This window comes from Pseudomonas sp. PS01303 (assembly GCF_029959385.1).
Lineage (GTDB): Bacteria > Pseudomonadota > Gammaproteobacteria > Pseudomonadales > Pseudomonadaceae > Aquipseudomonas > Aquipseudomonas rustica.
The window spans coordinates 40,157-61,357 of the sequence record NZ_JASCPK010000021.1; the positions used below are offsets into that span (position 1 = coordinate 40,157).

A 21,201-nucleotide genomic window follows, 5' to 3' on the forward strand; every position below is an offset into this window, starting at 1 on the left:
CATATCTCCCGGCCTGCCTCGCGGTTGGCCGGGAGGTATCGACCTACAGCGCCGCGTCGATTTTCTTGGCTGCGTCGTCACTGACCCACGCATGCCAGACTTCAGGATGTTCCTTGAGGAAGATTTTCGCCAGTTTTGGCGACTCCATGCGTTCCTTGGCCATGCGACCCAGGTTCTGGTTCAGCAGGTCGATCGGCAGGTTGACCTTTTCCAGCACGGCGACCAGTTCCGGGGCTTCGTCGTGGAAAGTTTTCGACAGACCGACCTTGATGCTCACGGACTTGTCGACGCCGGGTTTTTCTTCGAGTTTGACCAGGTCAACCTGGCCCATCAGCGGGGTTGGCGACCAGTAGTAGAACAGGATCGGCTCGCCACGCTTGTAGCTCGACAGCACTGCCGCATCCAGCGCCGGGCCGGTGCCTGGGCGGAAGTTGGTGTAGCTGTTTTCGAGGCCGTAGCTTTTCAGCATTTCGCTGTTGTCGAGTTCACAAGTCCAGCCCGCCGGGCAGTTGTAGAAACGGCCCTTGGACGGCTCTTCCTGATCCTTGAACACGGCGGCGTATTTGCCCAGATCGGCGATGTTTTTCAGGTCCGGTGCTTTCGGTTCCAGCTTGCGTTTGGCGTCGCCTTCGATCACGTAGCGCGGCACGTACCAGCCTTCCACAGCGCCCACCACAGGTGCGCCGACACCGACGACCTTGCCGGCCTTCTCGGCCTTGTTCCAGACCTCGCTGCGGCCGACCCACTCTTCGGCGAACACTTGAATATCGTTGCTGCTCAGGGCGTTTTCCATGGTGATGGAATTGCCCGGCAGGCTGTCGACCTTGCAGTCGTAACCTTTCTCCAGCACCACTTGCAGCACGTCGGTCAGCAGCATGCCGCTTTCCCAGTTCAGGCCGGCAAACTTCACCGGTTTGCCCGACTCGCACCAGCCCGCAGCCTGGGTGGCACCGGCACTGGCCAGCAGGCCCATGGACAGCAATGTGGTCAGCAGGGTCTTGTTCGATTTCATTGTTGTGACGCTCCTAATCATGAATTGGCTTTCGGCAGTCAAGAGGCATCCAGCCCTGTCCACGTCCAAATCAGGCCTGCGCCGCAGCGCGTCCGGCCCCGCTTGTTTTAGGTTGTACAACGCTGTTCTGCTCGACCGGCAGAATCAGTTGATCGGGTACTGCGCTGTGCCATTTTTTCGCGCACACGTAGTAGACGACGGCCGGCAGCACCAGACCGATGATCCAGGAAATATCCACATCACCGAGGGCCGCCACCAGCGGGCCGGTGTAGAACTTGGTGGAGATGAACGGCAGCTGCACCAGCACACCGAACACGTAGACGCTGATGCCGAGCAGGTTCCAGCGACCGTAACGGCCATTCGGATCGGCCAGCGCCGGCACGTCGTAGCGCTCACGGGTGATGCAGTAGTAGTCGACCAGGTTGATCGCGCTCCAAGGGGTGAAGAACGCGAGCAGGAACAGGATGAAAGACTTGAAGGCACCGAGGAACGAGTGCTGACCGAGCAAGGCGATCAAGGTCGCCGCACCAACGATCACCAGCACGAACACCAGACGCTGCATCCGCGTAACGGTCAGGTGGCCTTTGAAACCACTGATGATGGTCGCGATGCACATGAAGCTGCCGTAGGAGTTCAGCGTCGAGATGGTCACCTTGCCGAATGCGATGCTGAAGTACAGCAGCGCAGCGGTGGCTCCGGTGCCGCCCAGGCCGACGATGTAGGCAACTTCGTGACCGGCGAACTGGCCGTTGGCCGAAGCCGCCGCGAACACGCCGAGGATCATCGCCACTTGCGCGCCGACCACTGAACCGGCACCGGCGGCAAAGAAGGTTTTCACCGCCGAGGTGTTGCTCGGCAGGTAACGGGAATAGTCGGCCACGTAAGGGCCGAACGCGATCTGCCAAGAGGCCGCGAGCGACACCGCGAGCAGGAAGCTGCTCCAGCTGAAATGACGGATTTGCAGGAGTGCGCCGACGTCGGTCTGGCTCATCAGACGCCAGAACAGGAACACGAAAGCGATCACGCCAATCACACTGGCAACGCGGCCGATCCAGTGGATCACCCGATAACCGAGCACCGTGACCACCACGATCACGCTGGCGAAAATCAGGATGCCGACGCTGTCGCTGACGTTAAATAACTGGCCCAGCGCCTGACCGGAAAGCACGGTGCCGGTCGCGGTGAAACCCAGGTACATCAGGCACACCAGCACGATCGGGATCGCCGCACCATACACGCCAAACTGCACGCGGCTGGAGATCATCTGCGGCAGACCGAGTTTCGGCCCTTGCGCGGCATGCAGCGCCATCACGCCACCGCCGAGCAATTGACCGATCAACAGACCGATCAGCGACCAGAACACATCACCGCCCAACACCACGGCCAAAGCCCCGGTGACGATTGCGGTGATTTGCAGGTTGGCACCCATCCACAGAGTGAATTGGCTGAACAGACGACCGTGTCTTTCCGCTTCCGGGATGTAGTCGATCGAACGCCTTTCGATCAACGGTTTGTTGCTTGCACGATCGGTGTTGACAGCCATGATTCAACCTCTGTGGATTGTTAGATTCTCTGTAGGAGCTGCCGCAGGCTGCGATTTTTTGATCTTGAAAAACCAACATCAAAAGATCGCAGCTTGCGGCAGCTCCTACAGGGCTTTTGCATTTATTTACCGGTGATCATCGGCAAGTTCAGACCCTGTTCCTTGGCGCAGTCGACGGCGATCTGGTAACCGGCATCGGCGTGGCGCATAACGCCAGTGGCCGGGTCGTTGTGCAGCACGCGCGCAATGCGCTCGGCCGCTTCGTCAGTGCCGTCACAGACAATCACCATGCCCGAGTGCTGCGAGAAGCCCATGCCGACGCCGCCGCCGTGGTGCAGGGAAACCCAGGTCGCGCCGCTCGCGGTATTCAGCAGAGCGTTGAGCAGTGGCCAGTCGGACACAGCGTCGGAACCGTCCTGCATCGATTCGGTTTCACGGTTCGGGCTAGCCACCGAGCCAGAGTCGAGGTGGTCGCGACCGATCACGATCGGCGCCGACAGCTCACCGCTGCGCACCATCTCGTTGAAGGCCAGACCGAGCTTGGCACGCAGGCCCAGGCCGACCCAGCAGATACGTGCCGGCAGACCCTGGAAGCTGATGCGCTCGCGGGCCATGTCCAGCCAGTTGTGCAGGTGCGCGTCGTCGGGGATCAGCTCTTTGACCTTGGCATCGGTTTTGTAGATGTCTTGCGGATCGCCGGACAGTGCCGCCCAACGGAACGGGCCGATGCCACGGCAGAACAGCGGACGGATGTAAGCCGGTACGAAGCCCGGGAAGTCGAACGCGTTTTCGACGCCTTCTTCCTGGGCCATCTGACGGATGTTGTTGCCGTAGTCGAAGGTCGGAATGCCTTGCTTCTGGAATTCCAGCATCGCTTTAACGTGCACGGCCATCGACTGCTTGGCGGCTTTGATCACAGCGGCGGGCTCGGTCTTGGCGCGGGCGCGGTATTCGTCCCAGGTCCAGCCGGCAGGCAGGTAACCGTTGAGCGGGTCGTGGGCGCTGGTCTGGTCGGTGACCATGTCCGGGCGCACGCCGCGCTTGACCAGTTCCGGCAGGATTTCTGCAGCGTTACCCAGCAGCGCGATGGAGATCGCTTTGCCTTCTTTGGTGTATTTGTCGATGCGTGCCAGCGCGTCGTCGAGGTCTTTGGCTTGCTCGTCGACGTAGCGGCTTTTCAGGCGGAAATCGATGCTCACTTGTTGGCATTCGATGTTCAGCGAGCAAGCGCCGGCCAGGGTTGCCGCCAGCGGTTGTGCGCCGCCCATGCCGCCTAAACCGGCGGTCAACACCCACTTGCCGGTGAGGTTGTCGTTGTAGTGCTGGCGACCGGCTTCAACGAAGGTTTCGTAGGTGCCTTGAACGATGCCCTGGCTGCCGATGTAGATCCAGCTGCCGGCGGTCATCTGGCCATACATGGCCAAGCCTTTGGCGTCGAGTTCGTTGAAGTGCTCCCAGCTCGCCCAGTGCGGGACGAGGTTGGAGTTGGCGATCAGTACGCGCGGGGCGTTGCTGTGGGTCTTGAACACGCCGACCGGCTTGCCGGATTGCACCAGCAGGGTCTCGTCGTCATTCAGGTTGGTCAGGCTCTCGACGATTTTGTCGTAGCACTCCCAGTTACGCGCAGCGCGACCGATACCACCGTAAACCACCAGCTCTTTCGGGTTCTCGGCGACTTCCGGGTCGAGGTTGTTCATCAGCATGCGCAGCGGCGCTTCGGTCAGCCAGCTCTTGGCGGTGAGCTTGTTGCCGCGGGCGGCACGGATTTCGACATCGCGAAACTTAGTCATTTTGTTATCAGTCACGAAAGAGACTCCTCAGCGATCAATTCAAACCAACCCTGGCAGTGGGCAAGCAGCCTGTGCGCTTCGCTGCGCGACAAGCGAATCAGTGGACGCTGCGGAGAGTCTCGAACGACTCATACGCATACGTCTTTACTTGTACATACAAGCATATGCAATCAAGCGGCCAACTTGCTGGAGGGCTGTTCAAGAAAAAACGCGGGGAGGGCTGGAGAGCGCCTGAATCAAGGGTTCTGGCGTGGATGAAATATTTCGAGGGTATTGATGGAGGGGGTTGGAGATTGTTACGAAAGCGAGGTTTTGCGCCACGCTGGGGCGTTCGGTAACAAGTTGGTGCGTGGGTTGGGAACATCCCAAAAGCAAAAGATCGCAGCCTTCGGCAGCTCCTACAGTGGGATTGAGGTACACCCTGTAGGAGCTGCCGAAGGCTGCGATCTTTAAGATTTTTGAATCAGCGCGCCGTCAGCTCAATGACACAGCAAGCGGCATTGGTGGTGACTTCAACCAGTCCGGCGTTACCGTCCAGTTGCAGGCAATCATGGCGACCGAGTTGCGATGCGGAATGACCAACCTGCACTTCCAGCAACTCACTGACACTGAACACCAGCACCGTCCCCGCCGAGCTGAAAAACCGCTGTTCACCGTCCAGCCACTGCAACCGCGCGCTGTAACGCTGCGGTGCGTAGATCAGGTTGAAGTCGCGAATCGCACCGCCGAGCAGCGTGCAGGAAACCTGGCTTTCACCGCTGAAGGCAAAGGGGTCGAGCGGTAACAGCGGCCGCGTATCGTCACCGTCAACACACAAGGTCATGCCGTCACCTTGCAACACGGTGATCACTCGTTGGTAACCGGCGAAGGTGGAAAAACCACCGGACTCGGCGATGTCGGCAATCGACAGGCGCCAGCCGAAACCATCCAGCCCGGCACCGGCATCACGGGTTATTTCCTCAGTGCTGCCGCCGCCGTTTTTCCACGGCATGCGCGGGTAGCCTTCCGCGCGTAAAACCTTCACTTCACTCATTTATGAAAGCGTCCTTCCAGACGATGACGAGAACCCGGGTGAATCAATCGTGCAGCGGTCACCGGCTGACGCCCCGACCACGTGCGGCGACGGATCAACAGGCAAGGCTCACCCTTCTCAATCTGCAGCAATTTGCATTCGGACGGTTCAGCCAGAATCGCTTCAACCACATGCTCGCCTTCGGTCAGCGGAGCCACTTGGTTCAGGTAGGCGTAAGGCGTTTGCAGGGTGAAGTCCTGCTTGAGGTATTCCGGGGCGACCAGCGCGTTGACGAAACGGTCTTCGATTTGCACCGGAATGTCGTTTTCGTAATGCACGATCAGCGAGTGGAACACCTTCTGCCCTTCACGCATGTCCAGCGCCAGTGCGCGCTCGGAACCGGCGGCCTCCTCTTCGAGGGTGATCACCTGGCAGGTGTGGCGATGGCCACGGGAGGCGATTTCGTCGGCGATGTTATGCACTTCGAACAGCGCGGACTGGCTCTTCGGTTCGGCGACAAACGTGCCGACGCCTTGCATGCGCACCAACAGACCGTCGGCGGTCATCTCGCGCAATGCGCGGTTGATGGTCATGCGGCTGAAACCCAGTTGATTGACCAGCTCGCTTTCGGACGGCACGCGGTAGTGCGGCGGCCAGTTTCCGCTGTCGATCTGCTGGGTGATCATCTGTTTGACGCGGGCGTACAAGGGCGCCGGACTGTCGCCCATGTTCGCGGCCAACGGGGAGACTGGAGGCGGAGTCGGCACGGTTGATCCCTGTTCATTGGATGAGAGTGGCTAGCTTGCCGGAGTTTACCGGGCAGGCAAACGTCTGTATATGTATATACAAATAACACACGATGGGGTGCTGAACCATGTCCGCCTTCTTTGCCGAACGCGCGCTGCTGCCTAACGGATGGGCCAACAATGTACGTCTTGAGGTCAGCGCCGAGGGCTTGCTGACCCAAATCCAGGCCGACTCCACCGCAGATGGCGCCGAACGACTGAGCGGGCCGTTGCTGCCGGGGATGCCCAATCTGCACTCCCACGCCTTCCAGCGTGCGATGGCCGGACTGGCCGAAGTGGCCGGCAACCCGAACGACAGTTTCTGGACGTGGCGAGATCTGATGTATCGCCTCGTCGGAAAAATCAGCCCGGATCAGCTCGGTGTGATCGCCCGTCAGCTGTACATCGAAATGCTCAAGGCCGGTTACACCTCGGTCGCCGAATTCCACTATGTGCACCACGACAGCAATGGTCAGCCGTACGCCGATCCGGCTGAACTGGCGTTGCGTATCAGTCAGGCGGCGAGTGAAAGCGGCATCGGTCTGACCTTGCTGCCGGTGCTCTACAGCCACTCCGGTTTTGGCGGCCAGACGCCGAATGATGGTCAGCGTCGGTTTATCAACAGCACCGAAAATTACCTGAATCTGCAGTCGCGTTTGCAGCCGTTACTGGCGCAGCAAAAATCGCAATCGCTGGGGCTGTGCTTCCACTCGTTGCGCGCGGTGACGCCGCAGCAGATCAGCGAAGTGTTGGCGGCCAGCGACAAGCAATGCCCGATTCACATTCACATCGCCGAACAGCAGAAAGAAGTCGATGACTGCCTGAGCTGGAGCGGTCGGCGTCCGCTGCAATGGCTGTACGAGAATGCCGAAGTCGATCAGCGCTGGTGTCTGGTGCATGCCACTCACGCCAATCCGGAAGAGGTCACGCTGATGGCCAAGAGTCGCGCCATCGCCGGGCTGTGCCTGACCACTGAAGCCAACCTGGGCGACGGAATTTTCCCGGCGGTGGATTTCCTCGCGCAGGGCGGGCGCATGGGCATCGGTTCCGACAGCCATGTCTCGCTGAGTGTGGTGGAAGAATTGCGTTGGCTGGAATACGGCCAGCGTCTGCGTGATCAGCGGCGTAACCGTTTGTATGGCGCGGATCAGCCGATGGTCGGGCGCACGCTGTATGACGCGGCGCTGGATGGCGGCGCGCAGGCTTTGGGGCAGGCGATTGGTGCGCTGGAGGTTGGCAAACGGGCGGACTGGATTGTGCTCGATGGCAATGATCCGTATCTGGCAACGGCGAGCGGTGACGGGATTTTGAATCGCTGGTTGTTTGCCGGAGGAGATCGTCAGGTGCGTGATGTGTTGGTCAATGGCCAGTGGGTTGTGCGCGATGGCCGGCATGCCGGGGAAGAGGACAGCGCCCGCGCGTTCACCCAAGTCCTGCGCGACCTTCTCGGCTAGAAAAGCAAAAGATCGCAGCCTTCGGCAGCTCCTACAGGGTGAACACTTTCCCATGTAGGAGCTGCCGAAGGCTGCGATCTTTTCGCTCTTAATTAGAAGTCTTGGCCATCTGCCGTTCCGACGCTCGCCAGATCAATCGCGTGGTGTCATAGCCTTGCTGACGCGCCTTGCTCAGCAGTTCTTCACGCACCACACCGTTAACGGTCGGCGTGCGCGACAGCAGCCACATGTACTTGCGACTCGGGTCGCCGACGATGGCGGTCTTGTAGTCATCGCTGACGTACAGCACCCAGTATTCGCCTTTCGCCACACCCGGTATCAGACGCGAGAACCAGGTATCGAACTCGACCCACAATTTGTCGGTCTTGCCCGGCACCTGTGGATAAGCCGTGCCCTTCACTTCTTCCCACTGCCATTGCGGGGTCAGGCAGCGATTGAGCACCGCGACATTGCCGTCAGGCTTGAGGGTGTAATGCGCTTCGGATTGCGCGCAGTCGCGCTGGAAGTACATCGGCAAACGCGCCAGCTCATACCAGGTCCCTTGGTAACGCTTGAGATTGACGCTGTTGACGGTCTTCGGCGCCAACGGATCTACGCCGGAAGTGGCGCAGCCGGCCAGTACCAGGCCGGCAAAAAGGACAAGCAATAACCGCTTCATTTTTCTTCTCCGTGGGCGCGAGGCCCCGGTTTACTTCAGGCCTTGGCCGGAAAACATCAGCACTTTGTCACCGGCGTACTGCACGCTGATAAAGCTGTTTTTGTCGCCCCAGGTGCAACTGGACATGCCGAGCGCGCCCGAGCAATCAGTCGGTTTGCCCAACAAGGTCTCAACTTCGGTCTTGGCCATGCCGGCCGAGAGCTTCGAGTAGTTTTCCTGATTGATCTTGCCGCAGGCGGCCAACAGCACGCAGAACGACAAAAGGGCGATAGATCGCAGCGACATGGTGTAACTCCTGGAACGGAAGGGGGATGGCATGGGGCCAACCAGAAGCTTAGAAGAGAAAAGTGGTGTCTGGTTCCCTCCCGAGGCGCCTATTTATTGCTCCGCTCGTCTGGCTTTTGCCGATAAATCAGACACTTTGTCGCGCTTTTGAGCATTTCGTCGCAATTCGCAAAAAAGGCCTAATCTTTGGCGCGGCCCGGTCGAAACAAGAGCAGCGCAAAGCCTCCCTGTGTGGCAAATTGCCGCCCTTTCTTGATCAGCCCCTTCGCGGTAGCTCATTCGATGACCAGAAACATGAAATTCAGCCACAAGATTTTGTTGGCTGCCGCCCTCGTGGTGGCCGTTGCGTTCGCCTGTTTCATTTTCTTCAACGACTATCGACAGCGCGAAGCGCTGAGCAGCAGCACCGAAGCGTCGATGCAGGAACTGGGCAGCCTGACCACCAGCAATATCCAGACCTGGCTGGAAAGCCGCATTCAATTGCTGCAATCGATGTCCCAGCAAGTGGTAGTCGACGGCAACGCCCCGGCCAGCCTCAAACGCATCATCGACCTGCCCGCCTACACCGGCAATTTCCAGCTCAGCTACTTCGGTGGTGCCGACGGCGTGATGTTCTCCGTGCCGGCCGGCAACCGCGCGCCGGATTACGACCCGCGCGCACGCGGCTGGTATAAAGCGGCGAACAGCGCGCAGCAGACCATCGTCACCGAACCGTACATCGCCGCCTCCTCGGGCAAACTGGTGATCACCGTCGCCACCCCGGTGCAGCGCCAAGGGCAGATGCTCGGCGTCGCCGGTGCCGACATCGACCTGACCAGCGTCAGCGCGATCATCAACTCGCTGAACTTCGGCGGCCATGGCCACGCGTTCATCGTCAGTGCCGACGGCAAGATCCTGATTCACCCGGACAGCAAACTGGTGCTCAAGACCCTCGCCGAGGCCTACCCGAACGGTGCGCCGAAAGTCACTCCGGGCCTGAAGGAAGTCGAGTTCGACGGCAAGACGCAGTTGATCTCTTTCACCCACGTCAACGGTGTGCCATCCGCCGACTGGTACGTGGCGCTGGTGCTCGATAAAGACACCGCGTTCGCCATGCTCAGCGAATTCCGCACCTCGGCACTGATCGCCATGGTCATCGCCGTAGTGATCATCATCGCCCTGCTCGGCATGCTCATCCGCGTGTTGATGCAGCCGCTGCTGACCATGGGCCGCGCCATGCATGACATTGCCGAAGGTGAAGGCGATCTGACCAAACGTCTGGTGATCCACGGCAACGATGAATTCGGCGCGCTGGGCACTTCGTTCAACCGTTTTGTTGAGCGCATCCACACCTCGATCCGCGAAGTGTCCTCGGCCACCGGCCAGGTCAACGAAGTCGCCCTGCGCGTGGTCGCGGCGTCGAACTCGTCGATGTACAACTCGGATCAGCAAGCCACCCGCACCAACAGCGTCGCCGCCGCGATCAATCAGCTCGGCGCCGCCGCGCAGGAAATCGCCCAGAACGCCGCCCTCGCCTCGCAGCATTCGAGCGATGCGCGCAGCCTCGCGGTGGATGGTCAGCAGGTTGTGGATAAAACCATTTCTGCCATGCAACAGCTGTCGGCGAAGATCAGCGACTCCTGCGGCAACATCGAAACCCTGAACGCCAACACGGTGAACATCGGCCAGATTCTCGAAGTGATCACCAGCATCTCGCAGCAAACCAACCTGCTCGCACTCAACGCCGCGATCGAAGCAGCGCGTGCCGGTGAGGCCGGTCGTGGTTTCGCCGTGGTTGCGGATGAAGTACGCAACCTCGCGCATCGCACGCAGGATTCGGCGCAGCAAGTGCAGAAGATGATCGAAGAACTGCAGGTCGGCGCACGTCAGGCGGTGAGCATCATGACCGAGAGCCAGCGCGAGAGCGAAAGCAGCGTCGGCATCGCCAACCAGGCCGGCGAGCGCTTGGGCAGCGTTACTCAGCGTATCGGCGAGATCGACGGGATGAACCAGTCGGTGGCGACCGCGACTGAAGAGCAGACGGCGGTGGTCGAGTCGATCAATGTCGATATCAACGAGATCAACACGCTGAATCAGGAAGGTGTGGAGAACTTGCAGGCGACGTTGCGGGCTTGCTCGGATCTGGAGCAGCAAGCGGCGCGTCTCAAGCAGTTGGTGGGTAGTTTCAGGATCTGAAGATCAAGGGCTTACCCCCCTCACCCCAGCCCTCTCCCCCAGGGGGGCGAGGGGGAAAGGGAGCAGATCTTCGCGCTGTTCAAACCTGAGTTCGACTCGATATCTCAGGTCGATGTATCAAGCCCAGACACCTCGGTCAGTCCCCTCTCCCTCCGGGAGAGGGCTAGGGTGAGGGCAAGCCCTTAGAACCTTGACCCAGGTTCGGAAAGAAACACCAACTCCTCCGCCGTAGACTCCCGCCCCAACACCGCATTGCGATGCGGAAACCGGCCAAACCGCGCGATCACTTTCTGATGCCGTTCGGCATAATCCAGGTTATCGGCAAACACCGCGCGCTGCGCTTCCGGCTGTTCAGCCACCAGTTCGATAAACTTGGAGACCGCCTCGTTTTGCACCGCGAGGTTTTCGCAGTGTTCGAACACCAGATAAATAAACACACGCTGGATCGGTTTCAACTGCCGATCAAAATCCGCGGCAATGCCTTGGGCGACGAGTTTCTGCGCGCGCAGATCACCGGAAAACGCTTTGGGGGTGTCGCGAAAAATCATTCGCGGCAATTGATCGAGCAGTAACACCAGCGCCAGCCAACCTTCGGGACGTTGCGTCCACTCGGCCAATTCGCCGGCCAGGGCCTGATCGACAAAGACCCCGAAACGCGTCTGCGCTTCGAGGTCTTGGCTGTCTCGCTTACCGAACCATAACTTGCCCTTGTCAGCCGAAATGTCGTCTGGGGATTCGGCATGTCCGAACCACCAATCGAGCAACGGCTGCCAGGGCGCGGTCATGGTTTATTCCTTGTGGTAAGCCGTAGCGCGTGCGACTTCTTCTTTCGAGCCGAGGAACACCGCTACGCGCTGGTGCAGGCCTTCAGGCTGGATGTCGAGGATGCGCTGGTGACCGTCGGTGGACGCGCCGCCCGCTTGTTCGACGAGGAACGACATCGGGTTGGCTTCGTACATCAGACGCAGTTTGCCTGGCTTGGATGGCTCACGGCTGTCGCGCGGGTACATGAACAGACCGCCACGGGTCAGGATGCGGTGTACGTCGGCAACCATCGCCGCGACCCAACGCATGTTGTAGTTCTTTTTCAGCGGACCTTCTTCACCGGCCAGCAACTCGCCAACGTAACGTTGTACCGGGGCTTCCCAGTGACGCTGGTTGGACATGTTGATGGCGAATTCCTGGGTCGATTCAGGAATGGTGATGTCTTCGTGAGTGAGCACGAAGCTGCCCATTTCGCGATCCAGGGTGAAGCCTTTAACGCCGTCGCCGAGGGTCAGCACCAGCATGGTTTGCGGGCCGTAGATCGCGTAACCGGCGGCAACTTGCTGAGTGCCTGGCTGCAGGAACGCTTTCTCGTTCAGCGGCTCGTTCTGGCTCAGGTATTCGTTCGGGCAACGCAGTACCGAGAAGATGGTGCCGACCGGGGCGTTGATGTCGATGTTCGACGAGCCGTCCAGTGGGTCGAATACCAGCAGGTACGCGCCTTTCGGGTATTTACCCGGGATCTGGTAGGCATTGTCCATTTCTTCGGACGCCATGCCGGCCAGGTGACCGCCCCATTCGTTGGCTTCGAGCAGGATCTCGTTGGAGATCACGTCGAGTTTCTTCTGCACTTCGCCTTGGACGTTTTCAGTGCCCATGCTGCCCAGAACACCACCCAGGGCGCCTTTGGACACGGCGTGGCTGATTTCTTTGCAAGCACGCGCGACCACTTCGATCAGGAAACGCAGATCGGCAGGAGTGTTATTGCTGCGGGTCTGCTCAATCAAATAGCGACTCAGGGTAACGCGGGACATGGACGGCTCCGGTGGAATGGGGGGCTAAAAACCCGCGCAGTTTACAGGGAGTCTGAAACCGTAGCGAGCGAAGACGCCCGGTAACGTGCGTTGGGGTGTAATTGCCTGCATGAGACGTGATTGTCGGTGGAGAGTTCAGGTAGCGGATTTAGCGTAGTCCGAAATCCGACGAAGGTGATCGGCTTCGGTTATGTATTGATTGAGAAACCGCCTTCGCGAGCAAGCTCGCTCCCACACTGGATTTTTGAACGACGCAGATCCACTGTGGGAGCGAGCTTGCTCGCGAATGGCGCGCAGCGCCAGCCATTCTCAGGAATTGGCAGGAGGCTTGCGCAGTAAGCTAATCGCCATCGCCCCAAGGAACACCACACTCAGCAACAAAACCGCCCACAAACCAATCTTCTTCCAATTGGTCTCAGCCACCGCCGCCGTGGTCGCCGTCGAAGTCTGCGTCGCCACCACTTCCCCCCCAACCACAGCCTTACCCAACCCCGCCAACTTCTCCGGTTTGAAACCCGGAATCAGCGTCGCCAACGGCAGATTCGCCGTTTTCACCGTCGCATTGCCCACCGCCAGACTGTACGGCCCCTCGCCCCGCGCAAGGAAAATCACCTGGGTCGCGCGCACCGCATATTTCAGGCTCGGCGCCTGCTCACCCAGACCACCGCCGCGCTCATCCACCGTCAACTTCAACTGCTGCACGGTTTGCCCGTAGAGCTGCAATTCGTTCTGCACCACATCCTGGCCATTCTGCGTCAGGCGATACAGCAAACCGTTGCTCAGTTCCTGCCACGGCAAGCTGCTTTCGCGGCGCCCGGCCAGTGTCACCGGCGCCAGACTGTTCGGTTGTTTCAGCTCGACCTGCACGCGCTCGACGTTCAGCCCCATGGGCAACTGCCAGCTGTACTCGCCAGCCTTGGTGCTGCTGCCAGCCAACGCTTGCGACCAGACCAACGGCAGCGGAACGTTGCGCGGATCGCTGCTTTTCAACTGTGCCGAGGTGATGGTCGGCGCCGAACTCGGCGAATCCCACAACAGGCGCAAATAGCGCGCGGATTGCCCCGGCAACATCACTTCATGCTGCTCGATGCGCTCATCGGAAAACGTCAGGCGCGCGACCTGGCCTTCGCCCCACGGCTGCCAGTGCTGCAAGTCATCACTGGCTTCGATGCTGAAACGCTGAAAGCCATCGCGCTCGCTGGTCCAGTCGAGGATCAACTGCTGCAACGGCGCCTTGATCGCGCTGGCATCGAGCAGCCAACCGCGCAGCACTTCCTCGCCCGCCTCCAGTTGACTCGACGGCTGCACTTCGACCAGTGTGCCGTTGGTGGTCGACTGCACGCGCACGTTCGGCACGTGTTCATTCGAATCGGCGGCGTTGTACAGCGGGAACCACTTCACCTCGTGCAACTGACCGTCATCGCGGGTCTGTGCCGATTCGCGCGCCAAGGCGTACGCCTGCGCTTCGCCGGCGGCGTTGAACACGCGCAGGTCACTGAGATCGGTCTGGCGCGCCTGCAATTGCACATTCAGCGGCAGTTCGAGGCGATACCACGGCCCGTCGCCGCTGACCGACAGCGGCACTTGCGTGGCGAAGTCCGCCGGTTTTTCCTGGGCGCCGGCAGCCATCACCACGCCCAACGCCAACCAACCCAGATTCAGCATGCGACTCAAGATGAAACTCCTTCGGTGTCCGGGGCCGGTTTGTCCGCCGCCGGGTCAGCGTCGACGCGTTTGGGCGGCAGCGGCGCGAAATAGCCGACCACCAGCAGCAACACGCCCACGCCGATAAACGAGACGATCCGGGCGAGGCCGCCACGGTTGCTCAATTCGACAAAAATCAGTTTGGCCACGACCAGCGCAATCAGCGCCGCGCCGATCAGCCACACTTCGCGACGATGACGCAGATGTCCGCCGATCATCAGCCCCAGCGCCATCAGCGTCCAGACGATGGACAAGCCTGCCTGCACCAGCATCGAAGCGAGCAGCGTATCCAGCTCAAACGGAATTCCCGCCCAATGGTGCGCGGCGCGGGTGACCAACGCCGTGCAGAAGGCGAACAACGAAACCCCGGCGATCAATTGCGTCGCGTATTCGGCGTAGTCCTGACGAATCGACAACTGCGAAACCGCACTGCGCGACCACACATAAACGCCGAACAGCGCGAACAGCAAACCCAACTCCAACGGGTTGAGCAGCGGCACGTACGGCAACGGTTCGGCATTGCCATCGCTGACGCCATTCGCCAGCCAGAACCACGCGAGCATCAGCACCGCCAACGGCGCAGCGGCGTACAAGCGGTACTCGCGGGCAAACGCTGCGACCGGCCACGGCCAATTGCGCGGTGCCGCCGCCATCAACAGATACAGGCTTGGCAGAATCGCCCAGCCCAACCAGCGCCAGGCGTTGTATTGCTCGGACAACAACAGCAGGCCGTAGCGCAATTCCAGCGCCAGCACGCCGATCAATAGCCAGCAGCCGAGCACATGCGCGGTGCTCAAAGCGCGCGCCGGCAACATCGGCGCCAAGCGGCGCAGACTGAAGAAATGCACGGCGAACACTGCCGCCCACGCCAGCCAACCGAAATCGGCCGCCGGGTGATAACGCGAATGCCAGGCAGCGAGCAACACCAGCCCCGCCGCCGGAATCAGCAAGGTGCAAAGCAAACCCAGTGCCGGCCATTTCAGGCGCAGCGACAACACCGTCCACAACGCCACGCTCACCGCTGCAACCAACAGCAGCAACGTGCCTTGCAGATTCGGCGTAGTAAAACGCAGCACTTCACTGACCCACGCCAGCGCCCACCAACCCGCGCCCCACACCAGCAAAACTTCGGACAAACGCTGCAAACTCAACGCATCGAACGCGGAAGCGTGATTGCCCAGTTGCAGGCGCCACGCACCGATCATCGCGGCCAGCCCCAGCACCAGCGGCGTCCAGAATCCGCCGTGGGCCAGCGGTTTCAGTCCTTCGCTGGACAGCGGCCCGAGCAGTTCCGGGCCTGCGAACAGAAACGCCGCGCCACCAATCAACTGCAATAAAAGACCGAAGACAAAACTCACGCGCTGCTTGAGGTACAGGCTCAGCCAGATGATCAACAAACCACTCGCGGCCCACACCGCGCTCGCGGTTTGCCACGGCAGCACGAACAGCACCGCCAGATTGATCAGCACCAGACCGGCCAACAACACCACCGACAAACCACGCAGCAGGCGCACATCGCTGCGCACCATTTCATCGCGAGCCGCCAACAGCATGCCGGCGATCAACGCCAGACCAATCAGCGAAGCACTGAGCAAACCGCTCCAACCGGCGCTGAACACCGCCGCTGAATCCTCGCCCGCGCCTTGCAGACGCAAGAGGAACAACGCGCCGCCGAGCAATTGCACGGCGAACGCGGTGAACAGGAACGTGCGCGACTGAATCCGCAGGCCGACGAACAACGTCACCAACCCGGCCAGCGCCCAACTGATCGCCGTGCCCTGCGTGAAGAAAAACAGCGGCGCCAGCAGGTAGAGGAAGGTCAGGCCCAGACAGGCCAACACTGGCAGGCCTTGGCGTTCCCATGGCGAAATCTGCTCCGCCGAGGCCTTGCGCAGTTGATAAAAGCTGAACAGCAAAGCGCTGCCGAGCATCAACGCGCCGAGCGGTGCACCGTCGAGCAGGCTGCTTTCGCCAACCCGCAATTGACTGAGAAACGCCAACGCCGAGCCCAGTTGCAGCAGCAACGCGAACGCCCGCGCGAACGGTCGATGCTGACGCAGACCGAGCCAGAAAATCCCCGCACCTTCCACGGCCCACGCCGCCGAAGTCCAGCGCGCATCCAGCCCCAGCGGAATCGCCAGACTGGCGAAAATCACCCCGAGCGCCAGACAGGTTTCGCCCAGCAACGCCGCGCGGCCACCCATCAACACCTTGGCCAGCGCCATGTAAATCACGCCGAGTGCCAGCGCGCTGAACGCGGCGGCGAACTCCAGATGCTGCACCAACGCAAACTGCAAACCGAAACCAATGATCGGCGGGCCGAACAGCATCGTCCCATCGACGTAATCACCCTTGCGCGCCGACCAGTGCAGCAAGGCATCACGGTCGACGTCCGCAGGGGCATCGGGCATGTCGAGCAATTTGCGTCGGGCAAACAACAGGCCGATGCCGAGGTACATCAGGAAGAACAGAATCAGAAACGGCTCGGTGCTCCACAACAGCTCCGGCGCATACGAACGCAGGCCCCAGGCGAAACCGATGCCGAAGGTGCCGACGAAGCCGATCAGGTTGAGCAGCCGCCAGGCCTTGAACCAGGCGATGGCGAGAATACCGGCGTTGAGCAACGCGAAATAACTGAACAGCGCGACATGGTTACCGGCCCCGGTCGAGGTCAGGATCGGCGCGGCGAAACCGCCCAACGCGGCTGCGGCTGCTAGCCCCAGCGCATCCTGGGTGATCGCCAGAATCGCCGAGAACACCGTGACCGCGACCAGCAATCCAAGCGCGGCAGAAGGATCGAGCAGCGGATGCAGACGCATCGCCGCAAACACCGTCAGGTACAACACCGCGATCCCGGTGCCTTGCAGCATCAATGCGTAATTACTGTTGCGATTGCGTAGCCACCAGCCCAGCGCGAGCAAGCCCAGCGCGGCGGCTGCGACACCGGCGTAACGCAACTCGATCGGCACGACCATGCCTTCGGTGGCGTAACGCAGCAGGAACGCCAGACCGAAAAACAACAACACCACGCCGACGCGCAGCACGGTGTTACCGCCGAACAGCCAATTGCGCGCAGCACTGATGCCGCGCTCGATGAGGTTCGGGCCACGGGGTTCGGCGGGTTTTTGTGGTTCCGGAGTAACGGCGTCGAGATTCCAGACATCGGCAGGCAGCGGTTGGCTGGTTTCGCTGGCGACGGCGGAAATCGGTTCGAGTTCGGGTGGCAACTCCCAGACCAGTTCCGGTGCGGGGGCTTCTTCGACGGTTTTGATGGGGTCTGCGACGGGTTCGGGAACTGGCGCGGTATTCGGTGGCGTCGCGGCACGAACCGGCGCGCCTTCCAGCAGAAACAGCCGCTGCTCAACGCCCTGTAACGCGACTTTCGCCTGTTCAAGTTGCTGCTGTTGCTCAGCCGCTTGCGAGCCAAGCCGAGCAATGCGCAGCGTCTGCCCGATCACCAGCCCCAGCAACGCGCCCAACAGCGCATCACTGAATGACTCGTCGAGCAGCCAGCCGAGCACCAGCCCAATCAACATGAACATCCATTGCATGGTCGATATCCCTAAGCGCGAAGGCCAATCCGGGAAGATTAGCGCAGCCTGACCCAAAAAGATCGCAGCCTGCGGCAGCTCCTACAGGGTTATGCGAACACCTGTGCAGGAGCTGCCGAAGGCTGCGATCTTTTCCGGCGCGCGATTATATCGAGCCGAGCGGAAAGTTACTCCAGTGCTTTCCAGATCTCCGTGGCGTACTCACGAATCGTCCGGTCTGACGAGAACCAGCCCATCCGCGCCGTGTTGAGCACCGCCGAACGCCACCAGTTGTTGCTGTCGTGCCAGTGCTCTTCAACGCGTTTCTGCGCTTCCCAATACGAGTCGAAATCAGCGCAGACCAGAAAGCGGTCGTAATCCACCAGCGAGTCGATCAACCCGGTGTAGCGCGAAGTATCGTCTGGCGAGAACACCCCACTGCGGATCGCTTGCAACACATCGTTCAAACGATGCGACGCGGCGATGTCCGGCAAAGCGCTGAACTCGTGGTTCTGTTTACGCGCTTCCACCTGCTGCGCGCTGAGACCAAAGATAAACATGTGCTCGGCCCCGATGCGCTCGCACATTTCCACGTTGGCGCCGTCGAGGGTGCCGATAGTCAGCGCGCCGTTGAGGCCGAACTTCATGTTGCTGGTGCCCGACGCCTCGAAACCGGCAGTCGAAATCTGCTCGGACAAGTCCGCCGCCGGAATAATGCTCTCCGCCAGACTGACGTTGTAGTTGGGCAGGAACACCACTTTCAGCAGGCCACGCACCGTCGGATCGTTATTCACCACCCGCGCAATGTCGTTGGTCAGTTTGATGATCAGTTTGGCCTGGTGATAACTCGCCGCCGCTTTACCGGCGAAGATTTTCACCCGTGGTACCCAGTCGACTTCCGGCTCGGCGCGAATCGCCTGATACAACGCCACGGTGTGCAGCAGGTTGAGCAACTGGCGTTTGTATTCGTGGATCCGTTTGACCTGCACGTCGAACATCGCCGCCGGATTGACGGCAATGCCCAAGCGTTCATGAATCAGATAAGCCAGCGCTTTTTTGCTGTGCAGGCGCTGTTCGGCGAAAGCTTTGCGGAACGCGGGCTTCTCGGCGAACGGTTCAAGATCGAGCAAGCGCTCTTCCGCGTTATCCAGCAGATCCGGGCCCAATGCGTCGACCAGCATCGAAGTCAGTTCCGAGTTGGCCTGATACAGCCAGCGGCGGAAAGTAATGCCGTTGGTTTTGTTGTTGATCCGCTCCGGGTAGAGCTTGTGCAGTTCGGCGAACACGGTTTTACGCATCAGCTGCGTGTGCAATCCGGATACACCGTTGACGCTGTGCGAACCGAGGAACGCGAGGTTGCCCATGCGCACGCGGCGACCGTTGTCTTCTTCGATCAGCGACACGGCGCGGAGCACGTCGAAATCGTGAATGCCTTTGGCGCGCAGCGAATCGATGTGCTGGGCGTTGATCAGGTAAATGATCTGCATGTGCCGTGGCAGCATACGTTCCATCAGGCCCACCGGCCAGGTTTCCAGCGCTTCCGGCAGCAGCGTGTGGTTGGTGTACGACAGCGTATCGACCGTCACTTGCCACGCCGCGTCCCACGCCACGTCGTAGACGTCGACCAGTTGTCGCATCAGTTCGGCGACGGCGATTGAAGGGTGGGTGTCGTTGAGCTGAATTGCCGCGTGATCGCCCAGCGTCAGCACTGAGGTGTGCATGTTGCGATGGCGACGCAGCAGATCCTGCAACGAGGCGGCGACGAAGAAGTATTCCTGACGCAGGCGCAGCTCTTGCCCTGCTTCGGTGCTGTCTGCCGGGTAGAGCACGCGCGAGATACTTTCGGCGCGAGCAACCTCGGCGACGGCGCCCAAGTGGTCACCGGCGTTGAAGCGCTCAAGGTGCAAATCTTCCATGGCACGGGCACGCCACAGACGCAGCGTATTGACGCTTGCCCCGCGCCAGCCGACCACCGGCGTGTCGTAGGCAATCGCGCGGACGGTTTCTGCCGGCGACCAGACTTGTTTGGATTTTCCAGAAGCATCGGTGACGGTTTCTACGCTGCCGCCGAAGCCGATGGAGTAGACGACCTCTGGCCGCTCAAACTCCCACGGGTTACCGAAATCCAGCCAGTGCTCGGTCTGCTCCTGTTGCCAGCCATCGACGATGGCCTGGCGGAACAAACCGTGTTCATAACGAATGCCGTAACCGTGGCCGGCGATGCCGAGGGTCGACATGCTTTCCATGAAGCACGCCGCCAGACGACCGAGGCCGCCGTTGCCGAGCGCCGCGTCGGGCTCCAGCAAGCGAATGCGTTCGAGATCGACACCGAGTTCGGTCAACGCTTCACGGGCGACGTCGAGCAGGCCAAGGTTGCTCAGGCTGTCGTAGAGCAAACGGCCGATGAGGAATTCCAGCGAGAGGTAATACACCCGCTTCTGGCCTTTGCGGTAGATCTGCCGGGTGTGATCCATCCAGTGCTCGACCATGTGATCGCGCGCAGCCAAAGCGATGGCTTCGAACCAGTCATGGTCGAAGGCGTGATCAGGGTCTTTGCCCACCGCGTAGGTGAGTTTGGTCAGGACGGCATCGCGGAATGCGGCCACCTCTGCTTCGCGAACTAGTGGTTCTTGAGTCATCAATGGGACCTCGAGCGAGCGGGAATTGTCTGAGCCTAGACGGTCTGACCGACGGTGAGGGCTCTGGTTCGGCAGTATTTCCTGAGACGGTGAGATGGCCCGGCATAACCCTGGCGGCTGGGCTAATGAATGCAGGGGCCGTGCCGAATTGTCCGGCAATGTGCCTGCATCGAGAAAAAATCTGGCGAAAGGTTGTTCAAAAATCCACCAGTCCCGGTATGATCGCGCGCCCTGATGCACACACGCCTGGTAACTCCCGATGATGAAGCCCAACCTGATTGCCGCCGCCGAGATCGATCGTCTCGATACGTGGGCAAAATATTCAGCCCCGATGTGCGGTTCCTGCATATCCAGCTGCTGCACGCTGCCGGTTGAGGTGAAGATCAAGGATCTGGTGCGCATCGGTGTGGTCGACGAGTTCGAACTCGGTGACCCGCCGAAGAACATCGCCAAGCGTTTGCAGAAGGAAGGCCTGGTTGAACGCTTCAATCAGAAGTCCGGCATCTTCACCCTGCAGCGCATGAGCAACAACGATTGCTACTACCTGGATCGTAAGAGCCGCCTGTGCACCATTTATGACAAGCGGCCGGATACCTGCCGCAATCACCCGAAGATCGGGCCACGTCCGGGGTATTGCGCGTACAAGCCGAAGGAAGTGGTGCGCGAGCAGAATTTCCGCGCGATCGAGAAGTTTTGATCTGACCTGAGATTTTCGGCGGCTGATCGGCCGCCTTCGCGAGCAAGCTTTGCTCCTACAAAGGCGAATCGTGCCGCGTAGGAGCAAAGCTTGCTCGCGAAGGGGCCAGTACAAACAC

Annotated in this window: 15 protein-coding genes; 3 read left to right on the forward strand and 12 right to left on the reverse strand. The window is 60.4% G+C overall.

From position 1 onward, the window contains the following. Positions 1-43: 43 nt before the first annotated feature. The 5 genes from QMX93_RS09315 to hutC all read right to left on the reverse strand — a co-directional run bounded on the left by QMX93_RS09315 (position 44) and on the right by hutC (position 6,085). Complete coding sequence (locus tag QMX93_RS09315; RefSeq protein WP_282354967.1) at positions 44-1,012, reverse strand: ABC transporter substrate-binding protein; 969 nt, start codon at positions 1,010-1,012, stop codon at positions 44-46. A gap of 70 nt (positions 1,013-1,082) precedes the next feature. Continuing rightward, positions 1,083-2,555 (reverse strand): cytosine permease, encoded by a 1,473-nt coding sequence (locus tag QMX93_RS09320; protein ID WP_159811600.1) that lies wholly within the window; start codon positions 2,553-2,555, stop codon positions 1,083-1,085. Between the two features lie 122 nt (positions 2,556-2,677). Further along, positions 2,678-4,345, reverse strand: a complete 1,668-nt coding sequence (hutU, locus tag QMX93_RS09325) for a urocanate hydratase (protein WP_282354997.1) — start codon at positions 4,343-4,345, stop codon at positions 2,678-2,680. A gap of 463 nt (positions 4,346-4,808) precedes the next feature. Continuing rightward, complete coding sequence (locus tag QMX93_RS09330; protein ID WP_282354970.1) at positions 4,809-5,378, reverse strand: HutD family protein; 570 nt, start codon at positions 5,376-5,378, stop codon at positions 4,809-4,811. Then, positions 5,375-6,085, reverse strand: coding sequence for a histidine utilization repressor (hutC, locus tag QMX93_RS09335; protein WP_163013658.1), 711 nt, complete (start codon positions 6,083-6,085; stop codon positions 5,375-5,377). Before hutC ends, QMX93_RS09330 begins: the two co-directional genes overlap by 4 nt. A 146-nt stretch (positions 6,086-6,231) precedes the next feature. On the opposite strand from hutC, the gene QMX93_RS09340 reads away from it, so the two are divergent. Further along, on the forward strand, positions 6,232-7,596 hold the full coding sequence (locus QMX93_RS09340; RefSeq protein ID WP_282354973.1) for a formimidoylglutamate deiminase: 1,365 nt from the start codon (positions 6,232-6,234) through the stop codon (positions 7,594-7,596). 88 nt (positions 7,597-7,684) lie between these two features. On the opposite strand, the gene QMX93_RS09345 is transcribed toward QMX93_RS09340, so the two are convergent. Together QMX93_RS09345 and QMX93_RS09350 are read right to left on the reverse strand one after the other, a co-directional pair. Further along, a complete protein-coding gene (locus tag QMX93_RS09345) occupies positions 7,685-8,254 on the reverse strand; it encodes a lipocalin family protein (RefSeq protein WP_053116611.1) in 570 nt (189 codons plus the stop codon). Positions 8,255-8,284: 30 nt separating this feature from the next. Further along, complete coding sequence (locus QMX93_RS09350; protein WP_053116610.1) at positions 8,285-8,539, reverse strand: hypothetical protein; 255 nt, start codon at positions 8,537-8,539, stop codon at positions 8,285-8,287. Positions 8,540-8,821: 282 nt separating this feature from the next. On the opposite strand from QMX93_RS09350, the gene QMX93_RS09355 reads away from it, so the two are divergent. Further along, positions 8,822-10,714, forward strand: coding sequence for a methyl-accepting chemotaxis protein (locus QMX93_RS09355; RefSeq protein WP_282354980.1), 1,893 nt, complete (start codon positions 8,822-8,824; stop codon positions 10,712-10,714). Between the two features lie 182 nt (positions 10,715-10,896). On the opposite strand, the gene QMX93_RS09360 is transcribed toward QMX93_RS09355, so the two are convergent. From QMX93_RS09360 to QMX93_RS09380, 5 genes are all read right to left on the reverse strand, one after another. Beyond that, positions 10,897-11,499, reverse strand: coding sequence for a DUF924 family protein (locus QMX93_RS09360; RefSeq protein ID WP_282354983.1), 603 nt, complete (start codon positions 11,497-11,499; stop codon positions 10,897-10,899). A 3-nt stretch (positions 11,500-11,502) separates the two neighbouring features. Further along, positions 11,503-12,513: a class 1 fructose-bisphosphatase gene (locus tag QMX93_RS09365; RefSeq protein WP_007909265.1), complete on the reverse strand. Its 1,011-nt coding sequence runs from the start codon at positions 12,511-12,513 to the stop codon at positions 11,503-11,505. 309 nt (positions 12,514-12,822) lie between these two features. Next, positions 12,823-14,187: a DUF3999 domain-containing protein gene (locus tag QMX93_RS09370; RefSeq protein WP_282354990.1), complete on the reverse strand. Its 1,365-nt coding sequence runs from the start codon at positions 14,185-14,187 to the stop codon at positions 12,823-12,825. Then, on the reverse strand, positions 14,184-17,768 hold the full coding sequence (locus QMX93_RS09375; RefSeq protein ID WP_282354991.1) for a DUF2339 domain-containing protein: 3,585 nt from the start codon (positions 17,766-17,768) through the stop codon (positions 14,184-14,186). Before QMX93_RS09375 ends, QMX93_RS09370 begins: the two co-directional genes overlap by 4 nt. 167 nt (positions 17,769-17,935) lie before the next feature. Then, entirely contained in the window at positions 17,936-20,386 is a 2,451-nt protein-coding gene (locus QMX93_RS09380) for a glycogen/starch/alpha-glucan phosphorylase (RefSeq protein ID WP_282354993.1), read from the reverse strand. A gap of 259 nt (positions 20,387-20,645) precedes the next feature. On the opposite strand from QMX93_RS09380, the gene QMX93_RS09385 reads away from it, so the two are divergent. Then, positions 20,646-21,083, forward strand: coding sequence for a YkgJ family cysteine cluster protein (locus tag QMX93_RS09385; RefSeq protein WP_008080573.1), 438 nt, complete (start codon positions 20,646-20,648; stop codon positions 21,081-21,083). Positions 21,084-21,201 lie beyond the last annotated feature (118 nt).

Bases quoted from the DNA above. Each gene is read 5' to 3' on its own strand.
- QMX93_RS09315 (WP_282354967.1), bottom strand. From the start codon at position 1,012: ATGAAATCGAACAAGACCCTGCTGACCACATTGCTGTCCATGGGCCTG.
- hutU (WP_282354997.1), bottom strand. From the start codon at position 4,345: ATGACTAAGTTTCGCGATGTCGAAATCCGTGCCGCCCGCGGCAACAAG.
- QMX93_RS09340 (WP_282354973.1), top strand. From the start codon at position 6,232: ATGTCCGCCTTCTTTGCCGAACGCGCGCTGCTGCCTAACGGATGGGCC.
- QMX93_RS09320 (WP_159811600.1), bottom strand. From the start codon at position 2,555: ATGGCTGTCAACACCGATCGTGCAAGCAACAAACCGTTGATCGAAAGG.
- QMX93_RS09345 (WP_053116611.1), bottom strand. From the start codon at position 8,254: ATGAAGCGGTTATTGCTTGTCCTTTTTGCCGGCCTGGTACTGGCCGGC.
- QMX93_RS09380 (WP_282354993.1), bottom strand. From the start codon at position 20,386: ATGACTCAAGAACCACTAGTTCGCGAAGCAGAGGTGGCCGCATTCCGC.
- QMX93_RS09360 (WP_282354983.1), bottom strand. From the start codon at position 11,499: ATGACCGCGCCCTGGCAGCCGTTGCTCGATTGGTGGTTCGGACATGCC.
- QMX93_RS09385 (WP_008080573.1), top strand. From the start codon at position 20,646: ATGATGAAGCCCAACCTGATTGCCGCCGCCGAGATCGATCGTCTCGAT.
- QMX93_RS09365 (WP_007909265.1), bottom strand. From the start codon at position 12,513: ATGTCCCGCGTTACCCTGAGTCGCTATTTGATTGAGCAGACCCGCAGC.
- QMX93_RS09330 (WP_282354970.1), bottom strand. From the start codon at position 5,378: ATGAGTGAAGTGAAGGTTTTACGCGCGGAAGGCTACCCGCGCATGCCG.
- hutC (WP_163013658.1), bottom strand. From the start codon at position 6,085: ATGGGCGACAGTCCGGCGCCCTTGTACGCCCGCGTCAAACAGATGATC.
- QMX93_RS09355 (WP_282354980.1), top strand. From the start codon at position 8,822: ATGACCAGAAACATGAAATTCAGCCACAAGATTTTGTTGGCTGCCGCC.
- QMX93_RS09350 (WP_053116610.1), bottom strand. From the start codon at position 8,539: ATGTCGCTGCGATCTATCGCCCTTTTGTCGTTCTGCGTGCTGTTGGCC.
- QMX93_RS09375 (WP_282354991.1), bottom strand. From the start codon at position 17,768: ATGCAATGGATGTTCATGTTGATTGGGCTGGTGCTCGGCTGGCTGCTC.